The sequence below is a fragment of the Vibrio sp. Vb2960 genome, assembly GCF_033337665.1.
Classification (GTDB): domain Bacteria; phylum Pseudomonadota; class Gammaproteobacteria; order Enterobacterales; family Vibrionaceae; genus Vibrio; species Vibrio alginolyticus.
Genome location: NZ_JAWORD010000006.1, coordinates 116,201 through 132,874 on the forward strand (window position 1 = coordinate 116,201; position 16,674 = coordinate 132,874).

The 16,674-nt window shown below is 44.9% G+C and carries 17 protein-coding genes; 7 read left to right on the top strand and 10 right to left on the bottom strand.

The window, feature by feature from the left end; all coding sequences use genetic code 11:
* Positions 1 to 59 precede the first annotated feature (59 nt).
* Together btuC and btuD are read left to right on the top strand one after the other, a co-directional pair.
* Positions 60 to 1,055 (top strand): vitamin B12 ABC transporter permease BtuC, encoded by a 996-nt coding sequence (gene btuC, locus R7O03_RS07040; protein WP_151514712.1) that lies wholly within the window; start codon positions 60 to 62, stop codon positions 1,053 to 1,055.
* Positions 1,042 to 1,809, top strand: a complete 768-nt coding sequence (gene btuD, locus R7O03_RS07045; protein WP_017820884.1) for a vitamin B12 ABC transporter ATP-binding protein BtuD — start codon at positions 1,042 to 1,044, stop codon at positions 1,807 to 1,809. Before btuC ends, btuD begins: the two co-directional genes overlap by 14 nt.
* 69 nt (positions 1,810 to 1,878) lie before the next feature.
* On the opposite strand, the gene R7O03_RS07050 is transcribed toward btuD, so the two are convergent.
* The 3 genes from R7O03_RS07050 to R7O03_RS07060 form a co-directional block, all read right to left on the bottom strand.
* Positions 1,879 to 2,454 carry a nucleoside triphosphate pyrophosphohydrolase family protein gene (locus R7O03_RS07050; RefSeq protein WP_005377875.1) on the bottom strand — a complete coding sequence of 192 codons (576 nt, stop codon included), beginning with the start codon at positions 2,452 to 2,454 and terminating at the stop codon, positions 1,879 to 1,881.
* Between the two features lie 110 nt (positions 2,455 to 2,564).
* Positions 2,565 to 3,137 (bottom strand): DUF1415 domain-containing protein, encoded by a 573-nt coding sequence (locus tag R7O03_RS07055; RefSeq protein WP_005377874.1) that lies wholly within the window; start codon positions 3,135 to 3,137, stop codon positions 2,565 to 2,567.
* 90 nt (positions 3,138 to 3,227) lie between these two features.
* Complete coding sequence (locus R7O03_RS07060) at positions 3,228 to 4,451, bottom strand: MFS transporter (RefSeq protein ID WP_151514713.1); 1,224 nt, start codon at positions 4,449 to 4,451, stop codon at positions 3,228 to 3,230.
* Positions 4,452 to 4,557: 106 nt separating this feature from the next.
* On the opposite strand from R7O03_RS07060, the gene R7O03_RS07065 reads away from it, so the two are divergent.
* A complete protein-coding gene (locus R7O03_RS07065; protein WP_151514714.1) occupies positions 4,558 to 5,427 on the top strand; it encodes a LysR family transcriptional regulator in 870 nt (289 codons plus the stop codon).
* Positions 5,428 to 5,454: 27 nt separating this feature from the next.
* Here the strand turns inward: R7O03_RS07065 and R7O03_RS07070 are convergent, their stop codons facing one another.
* Positions 5,455 to 5,685 carry a glutaredoxin family protein gene (locus R7O03_RS07070; RefSeq protein ID WP_005377871.1) on the bottom strand — a complete coding sequence of 77 codons (231 nt, stop codon included), beginning with the start codon at positions 5,683 to 5,685 and terminating at the stop codon, positions 5,455 to 5,457.
* 138 nt (positions 5,686 to 5,823) lie between these two features.
* On the opposite strand from R7O03_RS07070, the gene R7O03_RS07075 reads away from it, so the two are divergent.
* On the top strand, positions 5,824 to 6,339 hold the full coding sequence (locus R7O03_RS07075; protein WP_138939949.1) for a M48 family metallopeptidase: 516 nt from the start codon (positions 5,824 to 5,826) through the stop codon (positions 6,337 to 6,339).
* Positions 6,326 to 7,453 carry a 23S rRNA (adenine(1618)-N(6))-methyltransferase RlmF gene (gene rlmF / locus R7O03_RS07080; protein ID WP_104975263.1) on the top strand — a complete coding sequence of 376 codons (1,128 nt, stop codon included), beginning with the start codon at positions 6,326 to 6,328 and terminating at the stop codon, positions 7,451 to 7,453. The genes R7O03_RS07075 and rlmF overlap by 14 nt, the downstream gene beginning before the upstream one ends.
* 71 nt (positions 7,454 to 7,524) lie before the next feature.
* On the opposite strand, the gene R7O03_RS07085 is transcribed toward rlmF, so the two are convergent.
* The 6 genes from R7O03_RS07085 to R7O03_RS07110 all read right to left on the bottom strand — a co-directional run bounded on the left by R7O03_RS07085 (position 7,525) and on the right by R7O03_RS07110 (position 14,054).
* Positions 7,525 to 7,845, bottom strand: a complete 321-nt coding sequence (locus R7O03_RS07085) for a hypothetical protein (protein ID WP_025766761.1) — start codon at positions 7,843 to 7,845, stop codon at positions 7,525 to 7,527.
* Positions 7,846 to 7,915: 70 nt separating this feature from the next.
* On the bottom strand, positions 7,916 to 9,511 hold the full coding sequence (locus R7O03_RS07090; protein ID WP_054577907.1) for a S41 family peptidase: 1,596 nt from the start codon (positions 9,509 to 9,511) through the stop codon (positions 7,916 to 7,918).
* A 365-nt stretch (positions 9,512 to 9,876) separates the two neighbouring features.
* Positions 9,877 to 10,641, bottom strand: a complete 765-nt coding sequence (locus R7O03_RS07095; RefSeq protein ID WP_005377865.1) for a hypothetical protein — start codon at positions 10,639 to 10,641, stop codon at positions 9,877 to 9,879.
* Between the two features lie 30 nt (positions 10,642 to 10,671).
* The gene (locus R7O03_RS07100; protein ID WP_053303155.1) at positions 10,672 to 11,346 is read right to left on the bottom strand and encodes a GntR family transcriptional regulator; all 675 of its coding nucleotides are present in this window, start codon (positions 11,344 to 11,346) and stop codon (positions 10,672 to 10,674) included.
* A gap of 152 nt (positions 11,347 to 11,498) precedes the next feature.
* Positions 11,499 to 13,031 carry an aldehyde dehydrogenase (NADP(+)) gene (locus R7O03_RS07105; RefSeq protein WP_318131630.1) on the bottom strand — a complete coding sequence of 511 codons (1,533 nt, stop codon included), beginning with the start codon at positions 13,029 to 13,031 and terminating at the stop codon, positions 11,499 to 11,501.
* 21 nt (positions 13,032 to 13,052) lie between these two features.
* Positions 13,053 to 14,054 (bottom strand): 4-hydroxyproline epimerase, encoded by a 1,002-nt coding sequence (locus R7O03_RS07110; RefSeq protein ID WP_171342701.1) that lies wholly within the window; start codon positions 14,052 to 14,054, stop codon positions 13,053 to 13,055.
* A 109-nt stretch (positions 14,055 to 14,163) separates the two neighbouring features.
* On the opposite strand from R7O03_RS07110, the gene R7O03_RS07115 reads away from it, so the two are divergent.
* Both R7O03_RS07115 and R7O03_RS07120 read left to right on the top strand, forming a co-directional pair.
* A complete protein-coding gene (locus R7O03_RS07115) occupies positions 14,164 to 15,420 on the top strand; it encodes an NAD(P)/FAD-dependent oxidoreductase (RefSeq protein ID WP_171342700.1) in 1,257 nt (418 codons plus the stop codon).
* A gap of 123 nt (positions 15,421 to 15,543) precedes the next feature.
* Entirely contained in the window at positions 15,544 to 16,617 is a 1,074-nt protein-coding gene (locus R7O03_RS07120; RefSeq protein WP_005377854.1) for a polyamine ABC transporter substrate-binding protein, read from the top strand.
* Positions 16,618 to 16,674: the final 57 nt, after the last annotated feature.

Genomic DNA, 16,674 nt, shown 5'->3' on the forward strand with positions numbered 1-16,674 from the left:
ATTGCAATTTACCGAGGCTTAACTGTAAGGTTAAGCCTCGTTTGTTTGTATCGGCTGCTATGGATTTTCGACAACTTATCCTGAACAAGGAGCGACGCTGGCAACGTAACCTGATGGTTATGTCGATCGTGCTCGCTGTACTCTCTGCCATTCACTTGATGGTCGGAGAAATTTTTCTTTCTCCTTTTCAATCCTTATCTGCATTTGAACAGAAGTTATTGGTGGACTTGCGTTTACCGAGGTTAGTGTCTGCGGCAATTATTGGTGCTGCGTTAGCGGTATCTGGCGCGACGTTACAAGTGTTGCTTGGGAACGTGTTGGCTGAACCTGGCGTGCTTGGTATCTCTGGTGGCGCAAGCTTAGCAATGGTCTTAATCATGTTCGCGTCACCTGTTCTTCCTACCCCGATTGTTTTTATGTTGGCAGCGATTGCTGGCTCGATGGTATTCACGTTTGTTTTGGTGGCGATAGCAAGGGCAATGCACCTGACGACGGCTCGATTGCTTTTGGTAGGGGTCGCATTGGGTATTTTATCGAGCGCGATTGTGACGTGGGCATTTTACTTTAGTGATGATCTCAGTTTACGCCAACTGATGTATTGGTTAATGGGCAGTATTGGCGGTGCAAGTTGGTATCAACATACCGTTACTTTGGTGATGTTACCGGTGCTTATCTGGTTATGTTGTAAAGGCAAGTCGCTTGATAAATTGATGCTGGGTGAGATTCATGCGACCCAATTGGGTGTCGATGTGCATCAAATGCGTTGGAAATTGATCCTCGCCATTTCTGTTTTGGTGGGTAGTTCAGTCGCTTTGGGTGGCATCATCAGTTTTGTTGGTTTGGTGGTGCCGCACTTGTTGCGTTTGGCTTTTGGTACGGAAAACCGTTATTTATTGCCACTTTCTGCAATATCTGGTGCTGCGTTGCTTGTATTTGCTGACATCGGCGCAAGACTGTTATTGGACTCCGCAGAGTTACCTTTAGGTGTCATGACAACATCGATTGGCGCACCTATTTTCATCTGGATGCTGGTGAAGAGTCATGATGCACGTTAAACATATGTCGGTTGGTAGTCGATTATTGCCTCTTTCTTTTGAATGCAAAGCTGGCGAAATCGTACATATCGTTGGGCCTAATGGTTCCGGTAAGAGTACTTTATTGGCTGCGATTTCTGGTACGTTAAGTCACCGAGACGGTATGAGTGGTGAAGTGTACGTTGGCAACAAAAACTTGCTTACTTTACCGTTGTCAGAGCAAGCTCATGTTCGAGGTTATTTGTGTCAGCAATCGCGCCCAGCGTTTAATGTTGATGTGTTTCAGTATCTCGCTTTATCTCTGCCAAGTGGTGCTGAGATTGCGGATATCAAAGTGCGTGATGCCGTCAATATGGTGGTGGAGCTGGTACAACTGCAAGATAAGCTTCATCGCAGTATTCAAACATTATCCGGTGGTGAGTGGCAGCGTGTCCGATTAGCAGGTGTATGTTTGCAGGTGTGGCGTACCATTAATCCTTTTTCGCAGTTTTTAATTTTGGATGAGCCAGCAGCACCGTTAGATATTGCGCAAGAGGGTCTGCTCTATCAATTGATTAACGCTATGGCGGCGCAGGGAATTGGAGTATTGGTTGCTAATCACGATCTCAATCGCACATTAAAGCACGCAGATAAAGTATTGCTGCTTAACAACGGTGTGCTGCACTCATCAGGAAGTGCCGATACTGTGCTAACGGAAGAAGCTCTCGGGGAAGTGTTCAATACTCAAGTCAAAAAGGTCATCGTAGATGAGCAACCTTATTTAATCTTTGATTAGTATTTAGGGACAATAAAAAAACGACCTACTTGAGGTCGTTTTTTTAATCGAGAAAGCCAAACTCAACGCTTACTGAGTTAGCGGTTTTAGATCTGCTGGGCGGTAGTAAACAGATTTGAGTACTTTGCCTTTACGAATGGTTTTACCTTCCGATACGAAATCTTCGGCGCATTTCGCGATGATGTATTCACCTTTCTGCACCGCCATCAACTTGATGCCTTGTTCTGCGTAGAATGCTTCTGTTTCTGAGTACTCTTGCTCGTTACGGCATACTTTGCTCATGTTGCTTGAGTGCACTTCATCCCAGCAAGGAATAAATTCAATACCACGGTTTACTGCAACGTTTAATAGAAGATCAATTAAGTAGCTGATCGCTAGGTTGTCTTCTACTTTGCTGTGGCCAAGATGAACGAGACGGCCCATTAATACATACACGCTGTCTACGATGGCATCTGCTTGCTCAGTTTTACAATCTGCTTCTGCTAGCTCTGTTAGCTCTTCGATCGCCAAAGAGGTGTGTAGTGTGTCTGCTTGCGTATCAAGGCTTGCAGCGTCTGCGACTGGTAAGTCGAACGTACTACGGAACTCGGTGATATCACGGTATAAGTGATCAAAAATCTCTTGGGTTAGCTTTGACAGTTGCATTCTAATTTCCATTGAATCGATTGAAGCGGCAATGATACCAAACCGCACTTTGAACCCCAAGGGCATTGCATCTAACTGGTGATAAATCTGCCTTTGGGGAATGGTGGGGCTTAACGAAATAGGTAAGGGAACAGCTTTTTACGTTCTTCCTCTGAGAGGGAGGAAACACGAGCGATGTTTGTATCGGGAATGGATTCAGGATCAGGATAGTGTTTTAGTACCTTTTCCATACTCTCTTCGCGAATCAAATGGAAGATCGGGTAAGGAGAACGATTGGTCAGGTTTTCGTCGTCTTCAGGCTTTGCGCCGCCAAAACAGTAATCAGGATGGAAAGTCGCTACTTGGAAAATACCTTCCCAGTTTTGCTGCTTAATTAATCCTTCAACCCAATCTATGCAAAAGTTGTAGTCCCAGAAATCTTGTAGCATGTTGGGAACCACAACCAACGTGGTCTCAAGTTGTTCGGGCTCTGTGTTACTCAGCTCAATCAGTTGCAATAAAATATCTTCAAGAAGCGTTTCTTCTTGAGTCGCTTCACTAACAAAGATTTTGATTTGTTTATTACGTTGCGGCTTGGCAGCAAACGGACAAAGGTTGAGACCGATTACTACATCGTTGAGCCATTGATCGACCTGTTGAGTGATCGCTTCGATATCTGTGTTTTGTGTTGAACGCGTTGACATACGACTTTCTGGTTTTTTATTAAAGTAGCGCAAGCATAGCAGAGTTGGTTATCCAAGTAACCAGAGAGGTATTACGCAAGTGAGCGTACCTTAGCTACTCTTTAAACTCGCAGCGTCAGGTGTTTGGTCAGTGTGCTTTCTTTCGGCAATGTGTTTCAAATAAGCAATCGCAGCAAACATCGCTAGGTAGACGGCGCTTCCCCCCATAAGAACACTCGACCAACCATCATGCTGCCAACAATAAAGAAGTAAGAATCCTCCTAAGCTACCGCCTACGTAGTAGTGTACTAAGTAGAGCGCTGTCGCGGTGGCTTTGGCGCGAGTGGCGTTCTGACCGACCCAACCGTAGGCGAGGGTATGAGTAAAGAAGGCACCAAAACTTATCAGCAACAACCCAAATAGCATTGCAGTCAAGCTTTCAACCGCCGCAATCCACATCCCCGTCATGCTTACTATCGTGCCTAAGAACATACCGAGGATTGATGAATAACGTTTACTCCAGTGGCCTGCGCAACGAGAGGAGAAAGTCCCTCCCAAGTAACAAATAAAGATCAGTGAGGCCAACCCGACGGGCACATTGTGAGGTTCACTCACCAGACGGAAACCCATGACGGAGTAAAGGTTGACGAACAAAGCAAAGTTGAGTCCTCCTATCAGCATCGCGAACCACACGCGTTGGTTTTTAAAATGACCAATAAGCGCACGATTTTGATGGCGCAAGCTGCTTGATGACGGGGTGAAGTTGCGCTGTGTTGGTAATAAATAGTGAACGCCAATGACACCAAGAAGAGTGAACACCATCATAACTTCAATGGCGACATCAACACTGAAATTGTCCGCCAATAAGCCGCCGCTAATACGCCCTGCAATACCGCCTAATGAGTTAGCCGCAATGTACGTTCCAATTGCCATCGAGAAAGCGTGCTTGTCGAGCTCTTCTGCCATGTAAGCCACGGCGACCGCAGCAAAAGCTGCGAGCGCGACACCGATCAGTGCTCGACATACCACCAAAAACAGAAATGAGTCACCAAACAGCATCAAAGCGGAAAGGGTAGGAATCGAAAACAGACCAGCCATCATGACTGGCTTTCGTCCCACTGATTCTGACAACACAGCCATCGGAACGAGGCTAAAAGAGAGAGCGAGTGTTGAGGCCGCAAATAACCAGTTCACTTGCGTTTCTGAGATCGTGAAAATTTGGGCAAAAGTGGGCAGCATTGGCTGTAGTAGGTATAAATTTGAAAAAACCAAGAAGGAACCAAGCGCTAGCGAGAGCGTAATGCGTTTGTATTCCGGTGTGCCAAAACTGACCATGAATCCTGCCTAATGTGAGCAAATGGAGAGACTGTGATCAATCTATCAGTTCGTTATAAATTAAAAAAATATATTAAAAATATGGACACCATATATTTATGATCTAATGGAATCGAAACAACTTAAACATTTTCTGGCGGTCGCTGAACATGGAAATATTACCCATGCGGCGAAAGCCCTGCATATTGCCCAGCCCGCATTAAGCATTTCTATCAAAAAGTTTGAGCAGTCTTTGGGCGTTACCCTATTTCGCCGTGATGATAAAAAAATCAGCTTAACGAAAGAGGGCGAAACGCTACTTATACATGCCAAGCGGGTGATTCAACAGTTGCACGACGCGCAGCTCGCGATTGATGAGTTGAAAGGCTTAGCGAAAGGCGAAGTAAGGCTCGGGACGCCATCAATGATGGGCAGTTATTTCTTTCCACGAATTGTGATGGCGTTTAAAAGCCAGTTCCCGGAGTTAAAATTGACCTTGGTCGAAGCTGGGACTCAATCGATTCGTCGTATGCTGCTCAATGGTCAACTCGATATCGGTGTGATCAGTTGTGATAACGTGCCTGATGACCTAGAAACTGACCATTTGTTTACTAGCCAAATGGTCGCAGTTGTTTCACATGAGCATGAGTTAGCCCAGCGACACGCTCTTACTTTTGATGAGTTCTTTGAACACGATTTGGTTATGTTTCAGCATGGCTATTTTCACCGTGAATTTTTGGATCAGGTGAGTGAGGAGCATGGGTTTACCATGAAGTCATCATTCGAGACCAACTTACTGCCTTTGATTTTGAGTATTGTAAAACAAGAGTTTGCGATTACCGCGTTACTGGAATTGGTGACTCAACATGAGTCGGGCGTTGTTGGCTTACCGTTTGAACCACCAGTGACGCTGGATCTGGCACTTGCTTGGCGCAAGCAGGGGTACTTATCAATAGCAGATCGAACGTTTATCGACTTTATCAAGCGCTACGTTTAAACGCAGCGCAAGTTCATCGTCCGAGCACTAGTCGCCTTTGTACATCTTCTCGAAGTTCTTTGGGTTCCAGCCAATCATTACCCGATCACCAATTTTTAAAACTGGCACTGAACGAGCACCAAGCGCATCAAGTTCTTTGCGACCGCGTTGCATCTTAGCATTGCACAAACGATAGTTAATATTTTTCGAATCCAGATAACGTTGAGCATCTTTGCAGTGAGGGCATTTGTCTTTGACGTAAAGAACGACACGTTTCATTGAGTTTCTCTCCATTATCATTGGGAGGCGAAGTTTAACGGCCTTTCACAATAAATGAAAGGCGAAAGCTAAGGTGAAACTGTCCTTTATCTCAGGTATATTGAGCGCCTTTATTTTGTCATAACAGACGTTAATTCTATGCATCCGTCACTTCGATACATTCAAGGCTACCCACAAAACATTGTAGAGCAGGTGAGCTCATTGATAACGAGTGGCAAGTTTGTTCCTTGGTTCGAAAAGCGCTATCCCGATAGGCACCAAATCAAAAGCGAAAGGGCGCTCTATGAGTACGCCATGGCAATCAAAAACCGCTACATGAAGAAAGCCGCGCCAATCAGTAAAGTTGTCTACGATAAGAAAATTCACGCGGTAAACAACGCGCTTGGTTTGCACAGTGTAATCAGTAGAAACCATGGCGGTAAGCTGAAGTCGAAAAACGAGATTCGCATTGCCAATGTATTTAAAGATGCGCCCGAGCCACTATTAAGAATGCTGGTGGTACATGAGTTGGCACATACTCGTGAGAAAAACCACGACAAGGCGTTCTATCAGTTATGTTGCTATATGGAGCCTGAGTATCACCAACTCGAATTTGATGCTCGTTTGTTTATGATTTACCTCGATTTAAAAGCGAATTTGAATGAAGAACAATAATCACAACGCGAAGCAAGCAAAGCCAAAGGCTTCAATGGCGGGTCAGAAGAAAGACGCGAATAAAGACAAGCCGCAGCGTGTTAAAGACAAAGTTGCGCGCAAATCCCCTCAGCCTGCAGGAAAGAGCGAAGTCGAGTTCATAAAAATAGCGAAGAATGGTTTGCATGAGCGTAATGTTCATCGAGGTCGTTACGATTTTAAAAAACTCGTGGAAAGTGAACCACAGTTAAAGCCATTCGTTATCAAAAATCCGAAAGGGGAAGATTCCATAAACTTCTCTGATCCTAACGCGGTTAAAATGCTCAATAAAGCATTGCTTGCTGCGTATTATGGTGTCGAGTTCTGGGACATTCCCGACACCTACCTTTGCCCACCGATTCCGGGCCGCGCTGATTACATTCACCGAGTGGCAGAACTACTTGATAGTGAAGTAAAAGGTCAGTACGCGCACCAAAAAGTGAAAGCGTTGGACATCGGCGTGGGAGCAAACTGTATTTATCCGATTGTTGGTGTAACAAAATACGGTTGGCACTATACGGGCAGCGATGTCGATCCAAAATCCATCCAATCGGCTCAAACGATCGTAGAGCACAATCGTGTTTTGACGGGAAAAATTGCACTGATACAGCAATACAATGATGCCAATATTTATCGAGGTATCATTCAACCGAATGATCGTTATGATGTGACGACATGTAATCCGCCATTCCACCGTTCGGCGGAAGATGCCGCTATGGGCAGCCAGCGTAAAATCGATAATCTAAAAGCAAACCAGCGTAAGAAAGGGCTAAAACCTCAAACCGCACAAGTAAAGACAAGTAAACCTGCGTTGAATTTTGGCGGTCAAAACGCTGAATTGTGGTGTGAAGGCGGAGAAGCGGCGTTTATCCGAAAAATGGCGAATGAAAGCCAAGCTTTTGCCGCACAGGTCTTGTGGTTTACGACACTTATATCCAAAAAAGACAACGTTCGCCCGATGCGCAAGCAGCTTGAAAAATTGGGTGTGAAGGCCATTCGTGTGGTTGAAATGAGTCAAGGGCAGAAAGTGAGCCGCTTTGTAGCTTGGTCATACATGGATAAGCAACAGCGCAAAGCATGGATTGAACTAAAGTAACGTTGACCGTTTCACACTGAACAATAAAGTAGAAAGCCCGCTGATATCAGCGGGCTTCTATTTTGGGAGATCTAAAACTTAATGATGGGCTCACAATCTAGTGAACTGAGAGAGACAAAAGTATCTGTTTTGGCATAGTACAAGCCACAGGTTTCACCTCTGATCTGCAACGTATATTGGTCTGGAAGATCCGTATAGCTGCCATCCAACAGTTGATTGTTTTTCCCTTTTACTCGTCCTTTTTCAATCAACACATGCGGTGAGGATTCAAATACGTTATTTGCGATTCTAGGTGCTGGTGTCCCTTGGATTTCTGCGATCGCGTTTTGAATCTCTATGACTGTTTCCGGAGAGTTCTTTTTACTCAATGCTTCAACGGGTTCTTGTGACATAGCTTGGCATCCTATCAAAGAAATCGAAGTGCCTAAGAAAAGCGCAACCCGAATCAGTATTCGTAAAAAGTTAGTTGATCTCAACATGAATTGCCTCTGTTCGTAGCGGAGAGCGAAGATCGCTTAACTCCGGAGATGAAATGTTACGCGGCATGGCGTTGAAACTTGAAGAGGAGACTGGCGGACAGGTTCCAGTTTCCATGTAGTTTAGTGCCGCAGAAAGCATACCTTCAGACGGATCGCCTAATGGTTTTGTTAGGTCGTCATTGACCCAGCAACCTTCCACTCTGTTGTTTAAGCCTAACTCGGTATTGATTTGGCTCTTTGGAGTAGGAATAAAACCATCAGCGAAGTCGCCAAATTTTTTCTCGTTCGCCGACTTGAACTGAATAGTGTAGTACATAGTGCCGCAGTTTTGTTCTGGTGAGAACCCATACGGTTTACCTGTGGTTGTTGAGCCTATTTGGATAACCTCCACATCAATGCCGCGCAAAGCGTTGATCAACAGTTCACTTGAGGAAGCCGTGCCTCCTGAAGTCAGTACATATACGCGCTTTTTGTTCAGTGTCGGAAGCACTTGGTCCGAATATTTCTGTGCTGCCCAGTCTATTGCTAGATTCGTAAAGCGATAGATGTTATCCCCATCTTTAATGGTACGCATCACTTTGTCATTATGAATCAACTCACTGAAGACTCGGTTCTGACCAGCACCGCTTAGCATGTAGCCTACTTGCGAGGACTGAAGGACTAAGCCACCGCCGTTGTAACGTAAATCAACGACGATCTCGTCAACATTCTCTGCTGAGAGCGTACTGAACGCCTCAATAAGCGGGGCTTGAGCGCTTGGTTCAAAGGAGTTGTATTGCAGATAGCCGATCCGCATACCATTTTGTGTAATCACTTTGGCATTTTTAACTGGAGAGGTCATGACATCAGAGGCGGTAAGCGTCACGGTTTTCTCTAGACCGCCAACACTCTCAAATGTGAAGGTGTAATCTTGATTGATGTCAGGGTTAAAGAGCGTTTTATTAATAAAATCAATGTCGGACTGACTACCGGTGTTAACCACATCAATATTATTGATTTTCAGAAGCTTATCACCACGAGCAATGCCGCTTCTATCAGCTGGCGAGGCTTCTTCAGTGTAGGAAATACGAACGTCTCGAGGTTGTACGCCACGTAGGAATGCCCAGTTAAAACCAAATCCAGCAACTAAACCGGATTGCGATGATTTCATATCATCCTCATAAGGGACGGTAAAATGGAAGCGATCTTTTGGTTTACCCGTCGCGGTAGTAGCAGAGGTGACCAGCGTATTGAAGTAATCAGTAACAGTTTTGTAGTTTGCTGGATTATTATCAGGAACCTCGTCATACCATAGATACGTTTCGTTAGTAAAAGCTCTTAAAAAGAGTTTTTCGTGTAATGCAGAGCCCAATTTATCTGGATAGGCGGCATAGTTGTCATATGGGTCCAGTCCGACGCGGGGCGTTTCACATTGGTTGATAAACGTTTTCGACGGTTGGCTAAAATCATGAACTTTCCACGTTGGACCGTTTGCACTGCTAGTGGACGGAGTAGGTGATGAGCTATCACCGCCACCACCGCCACAGCCTTGTAATAATGCGAGAGTGACTGCCGTTGCTAAAGAATACTTAAATTTCACTTTTCTATGTCCTTATAAATAATAGAATTATAATTATGTGTTTTGCTTTTGTTTTTATTAGCTAGGTGAATGTATTAATTTAATTTGTTCGTCTGCAAATTTATAGTTAAATAGTGTGAGGTAAATAACGTAAAAAAGTTGTCTTTTATACTTAAGCTAAATTAGTCATTACTTAAGTTTTCTGTCTATTTCAAAAGAGCTAACAAGACAATTAATAAGTGTGAAATTAAGACAAGTTCTTAGTTGACTAAGCGACGCTTGCTAAATAAAAAATCAGAATTAGATTCAGGAAACGCTTTGAATCAATAGTTTGGTAGGGATATATGATGTTATCTCGGGGGTGTTTGATTTATTTATCTGATGCTTTAACTTAATTTAGTGAGTTGAGCGACGTGCTTTAATAAGCTTCCGTCAATGTTAGGTAAATCATCAGCGAAAAATATCTGAGCACCGGGAGTGCAGCGCATTAATATATTTGTTAGTTCACCTTCATTGTTGGAAGTGTTAACTGCGTTAAGTTTCGCTAATTTATTACAAAGCTCGTCCTCTATTTGCACTTTCTGCTCTTCGGTGAGCCTAATGCGACCTATACATACGCCTGGGTTGATATCATGAGAAAGCGAATCTTGTTGAAATCGCTCTTTGAATAAGGTGTCTAATGCCGTACCTTCTTCCATAATAAATCGACGACCAGAACGGTAAAACAAGCCGTCTCCGAAGTTTTCGACATATCCTAGAATTTCCGCGATACGCAAATAGAATCGTAAGCTTGTATCAGAAAGTCCGTAAGTTTGGGCTATCTCTTGCGGTTTAATATCACGAGAAGTCAGCATATAAATAAAATCAAGTAAATAAGGATGCTCAACGAAAAGGGCGCTCTCTTCATCTGTTAGCATTTGCTCGTTTTGGTGCTGAAGCTCGTTGGCTAAGGTTGCGAGTTCGATGAGATCGGTATTCAGGTAGTTCAGATAAATAAGTACTTTATCCAAACCTAAAGCTGGATTATGTAGGTGGCGTTTAATACTAGATAAAGGGATGCCACTTTTCTCTGACAAGGAATTGTAGCAAAGCCCTTCTTCTTTAATCTTTTGTCGTAGCGCTGCAAGTAAAAACTTTGGTCCAACATTCATCCTTGAATATCACCTTATTCGTTATTCCGTTTACTGGCTGATATTTTGCCTTTCAAGCAGCAGGTTTCGAATCGCTGTGCCCGCTTCTAGAATGTGTTTTTTCAGCAGGTACTTGGCGCCTTCGATATCACGATTTTGGCACATTTCAAACAAGTTTAAGTGCTCTTCTTCTGCCTTTTTAATGCCTGTAGTAAACAATAGCTGCATGCGTATGTATCGGTCACACTTTGTGTTCAGGTTGTAAATGACGTCCATAGTTTCAGGCATGTTGGCTGGCGCATATAGGGCTTTGTGGAACTCGTAGTTGTAGTTGCTCCATTCTTCTACTTCGTCGCCACTGTTCACTACTGACTCGAAACGTTCGCGAACTTCGCGCGCGCGTTCAAGGTCAGCGTCTGTCATATTTTGAATCGCGCGCTCTAAAATGTGGCATTCCACGACAGCGCGCAGTTCAAATAGCTCATTGATTTTCTCTGGAGATAGCTCAGTGACCGTCGCACCTTTGTGAGGTTCAAAGCTAACGAGTCCTTGTGCTTCCAATTGAACTAACGCTTCACGCACAGGAATTCGGCTAACATTAAACTCTTTTGCTAACGCATCTTGACGTAAAGGTTGACCAGTTTTTAACTCGCCCTTCAAGATCTGAGTTCGAATTGCTTCCTCAACGAGCTGAGTGCGCGTTTTAAAAACAGGTTTCTGTGACATTGAAGTCTCCCGTGAAATTAATATTGTATCCAATCCATTTTACTTTAGTAGTTTATTGTTTTTCTGGCACAAACCAACTAGGAAAGAAGGTTTTGAGAAGTAGAGTGAAATAAAAGGCATCAGTTGATGCCTTTTTGAGCCATTTGTTGATCTTATTGGGACACACTGCCATCTATGGCGCGTTGGATACCCAGTGGGTTCGACGCTTTTAATGAATCCGGCAATAAAGATTCTGGCAAAGCTTGATAAGCGACCGGACGCAACCAACGATGAATAGCCTCCGCACCGACAGATGTTGAGGCAGAATTGGTTGAAGCAGGATATGGTCCACCATGAACCATAGCGTAACCAACCTCGACGCCAGTTGGCCAACCGTTGAATACAATGCGTCCCGCGATTTCTTCCAAACTTGGAAGCAGTTGCTTCGCTTGTTCTTCGTCTTCAGCGGTAGCGTGAAGGGTTGCGGTGAGCGAGCCAGTCAGTGAATCACTCAGTTTCAACATGTTATCGAAATCTTCACAGATTACGATTAACGATTGAGGACCAAATATTTCTTCCTCCCATTGCGGGTTTTTACGCCAGTTTTTACTGTCCGTCACGAACAGTGCTGGTGAGACATTGGTCGCTTCTGCTTGTTCAGAGCGAATTACATTAATGCCCGTTTCGGAAGCTCGCTTGTTAACTTCTGATTCATACGTTTCTCGGATTCCTTGCGTTAGCAAAGTGGCCGTTGATTGTTGTCGAATTAACCCTTGAGCAGTTTCGATAAAGGCTTGCGTTTCTGGGCTATTCAAGACAAATACAACGCCTGGTTTTGTACAAAATTGTCCACAGCCCAAAGTCATAGAAGCCACAAACTCTTCAGCCAATGATGCGTTTGCTCGTATGGCTGAAGGGAGAATAAATGTTGGGTTAATCGCCCCTAGTTCGCCATAGAAGGGGATTGGCTCTGGTCTTTGCTGAGCTAGGTTAAACAGCGCACGGCCACCACCGACTGAGCCTGTAAAACCAACCCCTTTAATTTTTGGATGGGTAACGAGTGCTTGGCCAAGTGCGCGTTTGTTGCCTTGCAATAGCGTGAAGATGGCTTGCGGTAAGCACTCTTTCTCAAGTGCAGCCTCAATACACTCAGCAACAAGTTGACTGGTGCCAGGGTGGGCGGTATGGCCTTTTACAATCACAGGACAGCCAGCTGCCAGTGCCGAAGCCGTATCACCACCTGCAGTAGAAAATGCGAGCGGAAAATTAGACGCACCAAACACGGCGACAGGGCCAATTGCGATTTGCTGACGACGAATATCTGGTTTCGGCAGTGGTTGACGGTCTGGGTTTGGCGTATCGAAAATTGCTTGATGGTGATTACCTGATCTCACAACCTCGGCAAATAGTCGTAATTGGTTGGCGGTACGTCCTATTTCACCGCTTAAACGTGCTTCGGGAAGGGCAGTTTCTAAATGAGCACGAGCAACGATTTCTTCACTCTTCACTTCCAATTCAGAGGCGATAGAGCAAAGTAAGCTCGCTCGCTTTGCATTGCTTAGTTGGCGAAACTCACGCGCAACGCTTTGGGCGGCTGAGGCGGCTTGATTAACTTCTTGCTCTCCATGTACCGGAAACGCTATAGGTAGAGGCTCACCAGTAAAGGCGTTGACTGCGTAAAAAGTGGTTGGTTCTTGTGGGGTCATCATTCTTCCTTACTATCCTTATTACTTCACTTCAAATCCGTACGCATATGGGTCTTCATCGTCTACCCATATCGTGTTGTGACCGTATATTTGTGCCCATCCTTCAATGCTTGGCAAAATAGCGGCTTTGCCATTCACTTCGGTGATGCCTTCTATACGTCCTTGAAATAGGCTGCCGATGATACTTTCGTGAACAAAGTCTTCCCCTTGATTGAGTTTGCCTCTTGCATGCCATTGCGCCATACGTGCACTTGTTCCCGTACCACATGGCGAACGATCCAACGCTTTGTCGCCGTAAAACACAGCATTTCGGGCGGTGGCGTTTTCTTGAGTGGGCTCTCCGGTCCATAGCACGTGAGAAACACCGCACACTGTTGGATCTTTTGGATGTACGCACTCAACCGCTCGAGATACCGCTTCGCGAACTTTTGGTGAAAGCATCAAAATTTCATCTGGAGAGTAGTGTTCAAGTCCGGCGTAGTTTTCTTGAGGATCGACGATTACGTAATAGTTTCCGCCATAAGCAACATCGACAGTGAGCTCACCTAAGCCCTCTATGTCCACGGTTACGTCTTGGTGGGCAAGGTAAGCTGGTACGTTAAATATCTTCACCGACGTGACCTTGTCACCTTTTGTTTGGTAGTGCACTTCGATTTGTCCTGCTGGGACATCAAGTATCAAACGGCCTTCTTTTTTGGGAGTGATAAGGCGATTCTCGATAGCGGTAGTGACGGTTCCAATGGTGCCGTGGCCACACATTGGTAAGCAGCCACTGGTTTCAATAAACAGAATTGAAGCGTCTGCGTTATCGCTGCAAGGAGGCAAGACAACGGACCCCGACATCATTGAGTGTCCGCGAGGCTCAAACATGAGTGCCTGACGAATCCAATCATAATGCTCAAGAAAGTATTGGCGCTTTTCGCTCATGGTATTGCCTTCGAGTGGAGGCACACCGCCTGCTACCAGCCTAACTGGGTTGCCGCAGGTGTGGGCATCAATACAGAAAAAAGTTCCTTGTCTCATTTTTCGCTCCTTGCTGAAAAAATGGTTGAATTAAACAATAGTGATGTTAACGTAATGTAAAATATATTGTATACAATCTACGTTTTCAAGTGTGACTCGGAGCATATTTATGTTGGTCAAGGATGAAACTAAAAAGGAAAGGATCGCTGTGATAGGTGCGGGGATTATTGGCTTATCAATTGGCTTGAAATTGCAGCAGCAAGGTTATCAAGTCACGATTTTTGATCCCAATGGCGTGGGGAATGGATGCTCTAAGGGAAATGCAGGCCATATCGCGACTGAGCAAATCTTCCCTCTTGCAACGCCAGCGCTGCTTCCACAATTACCTAAAATGCTGCTAGATCCCAAAAGTCCGGTTTCGATCCGTTGGCAAGATATTCCAAACACAATCGGGTGGATGATTCGTTTTCTATTACAAACCAAGCCATCAGCCGCGGAGCGGGCAAAAAACGCGATTAAGAGTCTTAACGAGCGGTCAGTGGCAAGTTGGCGTGGCGTGCTTGATTCAATCGGAAAAGCGCATCTAATAAAAATGAATGGTTCATTGCTCACTTTTGAAAACGAGAAACTGTTTCAGAATTATCAAAGCACGCTTAACTCACTGGCTAAAAACGGTGTGGCGTATCAAGTTTGGACACAAGAGGAGATTCGAGAGCGGATACCTGATCTCAGCCATAAGGTTCGTGTCGGCGTCTTTTTTCCCGATACAGGTCATACGCTAGACCCCTATCAGCTCTGTGTTGAGCTAAGTGAAGCTTTTGAAGTTATTGGCGGTAAGGTTTTACAAAAAGATGTATCTGCGTTGGCGAAAAATGGCGAGGTGCTGGTTGAGTCTCAAACGTATTCATTTGACCGAATCATTGTTGCTGCTGGTGTACATTCTAAGCCTTTGATACGGCAGCTAACCGGAGTCAAAGTGCCTATTCAAGCCGAGCGTGGTTATCACCTAATGGTGGATGACAAGCGTGATGTACTGCCATTTCCTATTAGCTCTGCAGATAGAAAATTCATCATGACTCCGATGTCTGGCGGGCTACGCTTGGCAGGCACTGTTGAGTATGCCGATGTAGAATCACTACCCAATATGAAACGTTCAGAAATGCTTTTTCAGTTAGGTGATGAGATGTTTGAATCGGAGTTAAATCCACTCAAGCAAGGAGAAAAGTGGATGGGTAATCGGCCTTCAACAGTCGACTCGTTACCGGTTATTGATAGCATTTGGGATGGAAATGTATTACTGGCATTTGGCCACCAACACCTTGGATTAACTCAAGCGGCGATTACGGCAGATCTCCTTTTAGAGCTTATCGAAGGAAAGCCGACATCGATTGATCTATCACCTTTTTCATTACAACGATTCGCCTGAAAAATTTAATATTAAATATTGTATAAAATATATTAAATGCTAATGTTAACTTAATTTTAACAAAAATGGTGTCCAACAGCCGTACTCGGATGCCTCCAGAAAAACAACCAAAAGGAGTAAAACATGTCACGAATGACCAAAGCACCATTGGCGCTGTTGATTTCAGGAATGCTGTTGGGGGCCTCTGCTTATGCTGAAGACAAATTGACGGTCGTATCTTGGGGTGGTGCATTCACCAAGAGCCAAGTGGAGGCATATCATAAGCCTTTCATTAAAAAAACAGGTGTTGAGATCGTATCCGAGGATTTCAGCGGCGGATTAGCTGAAATTAAAGCACAGGTGGAAGCGAACAACGTGCGCTGGGATTTGGTTTCTCTCGACAAGCCAGACATTGTTCGTGGTTGCGCCGAAGGGTTACTAGAACCAGTGAGCCCAAGTATTTTGCCTCCGGGCGCAGATGGAACACCAGCACAAGAGGATTTCATTGATGGTGCGATTCACGAATGCGCAATCAATACCATCGTTGTGTCCACAGTATTAGCGGTGAACGAAGACGCGTTTAAAGGTAAGGCTTTGCCTAGCAAGTTGACCGATCTTTTTGACCTAAAAACTTTTCCAGGTCGACGTGCATTGCAAAAACAACCTCAGGGCAATCTTGAGTGGGCACTATTGGCTGATGGTGTAAAGCCAGAAGAGGTCTACAGCCTGCTCGAAACCGAAGCGGGGCGTGAGCGTGCTTTTGCTAAGTTGGATACGATCAAATCAGAAGTGCTGTGGTGGACAACAGGTGCCCAGCCACCTCAAATGCTTGCAGATAAAGAAGTGGTGATCGCCTCGGCGTTTAACGGCCGAATCCACAATGCCCGTAAAGATGAAGGTCAACCATTTCGGATTATATGGGACCGTCAAATGGGTTACATGAATGGATGGGCGATACCTAAAGGGAGTGAGAACACAAAGCTTGCATTGGACTTCATTGCTTTTTCTTCAGGAACAAAACCATTAGCTGATCAAGCTAAGTACGTTGCCTATGGGCCTACGCGTAAGTCGTCTTCGGCGGAGGTGAACCCAGACATTTTAGCGAACCTTCCTACCGCACCTCAAAACTTCCAAACCGCCTTCCTGATTAACGATGAATGGTGGTCAGACTACGCTGATGAACTCAATGAAGAGTTCAACACCTGGCTGCTTAACTAGGCGTTAATTTTTGTATGGGGCCGAGTTTTCATCCATAAGCGAGGTTCCGTACTTTTC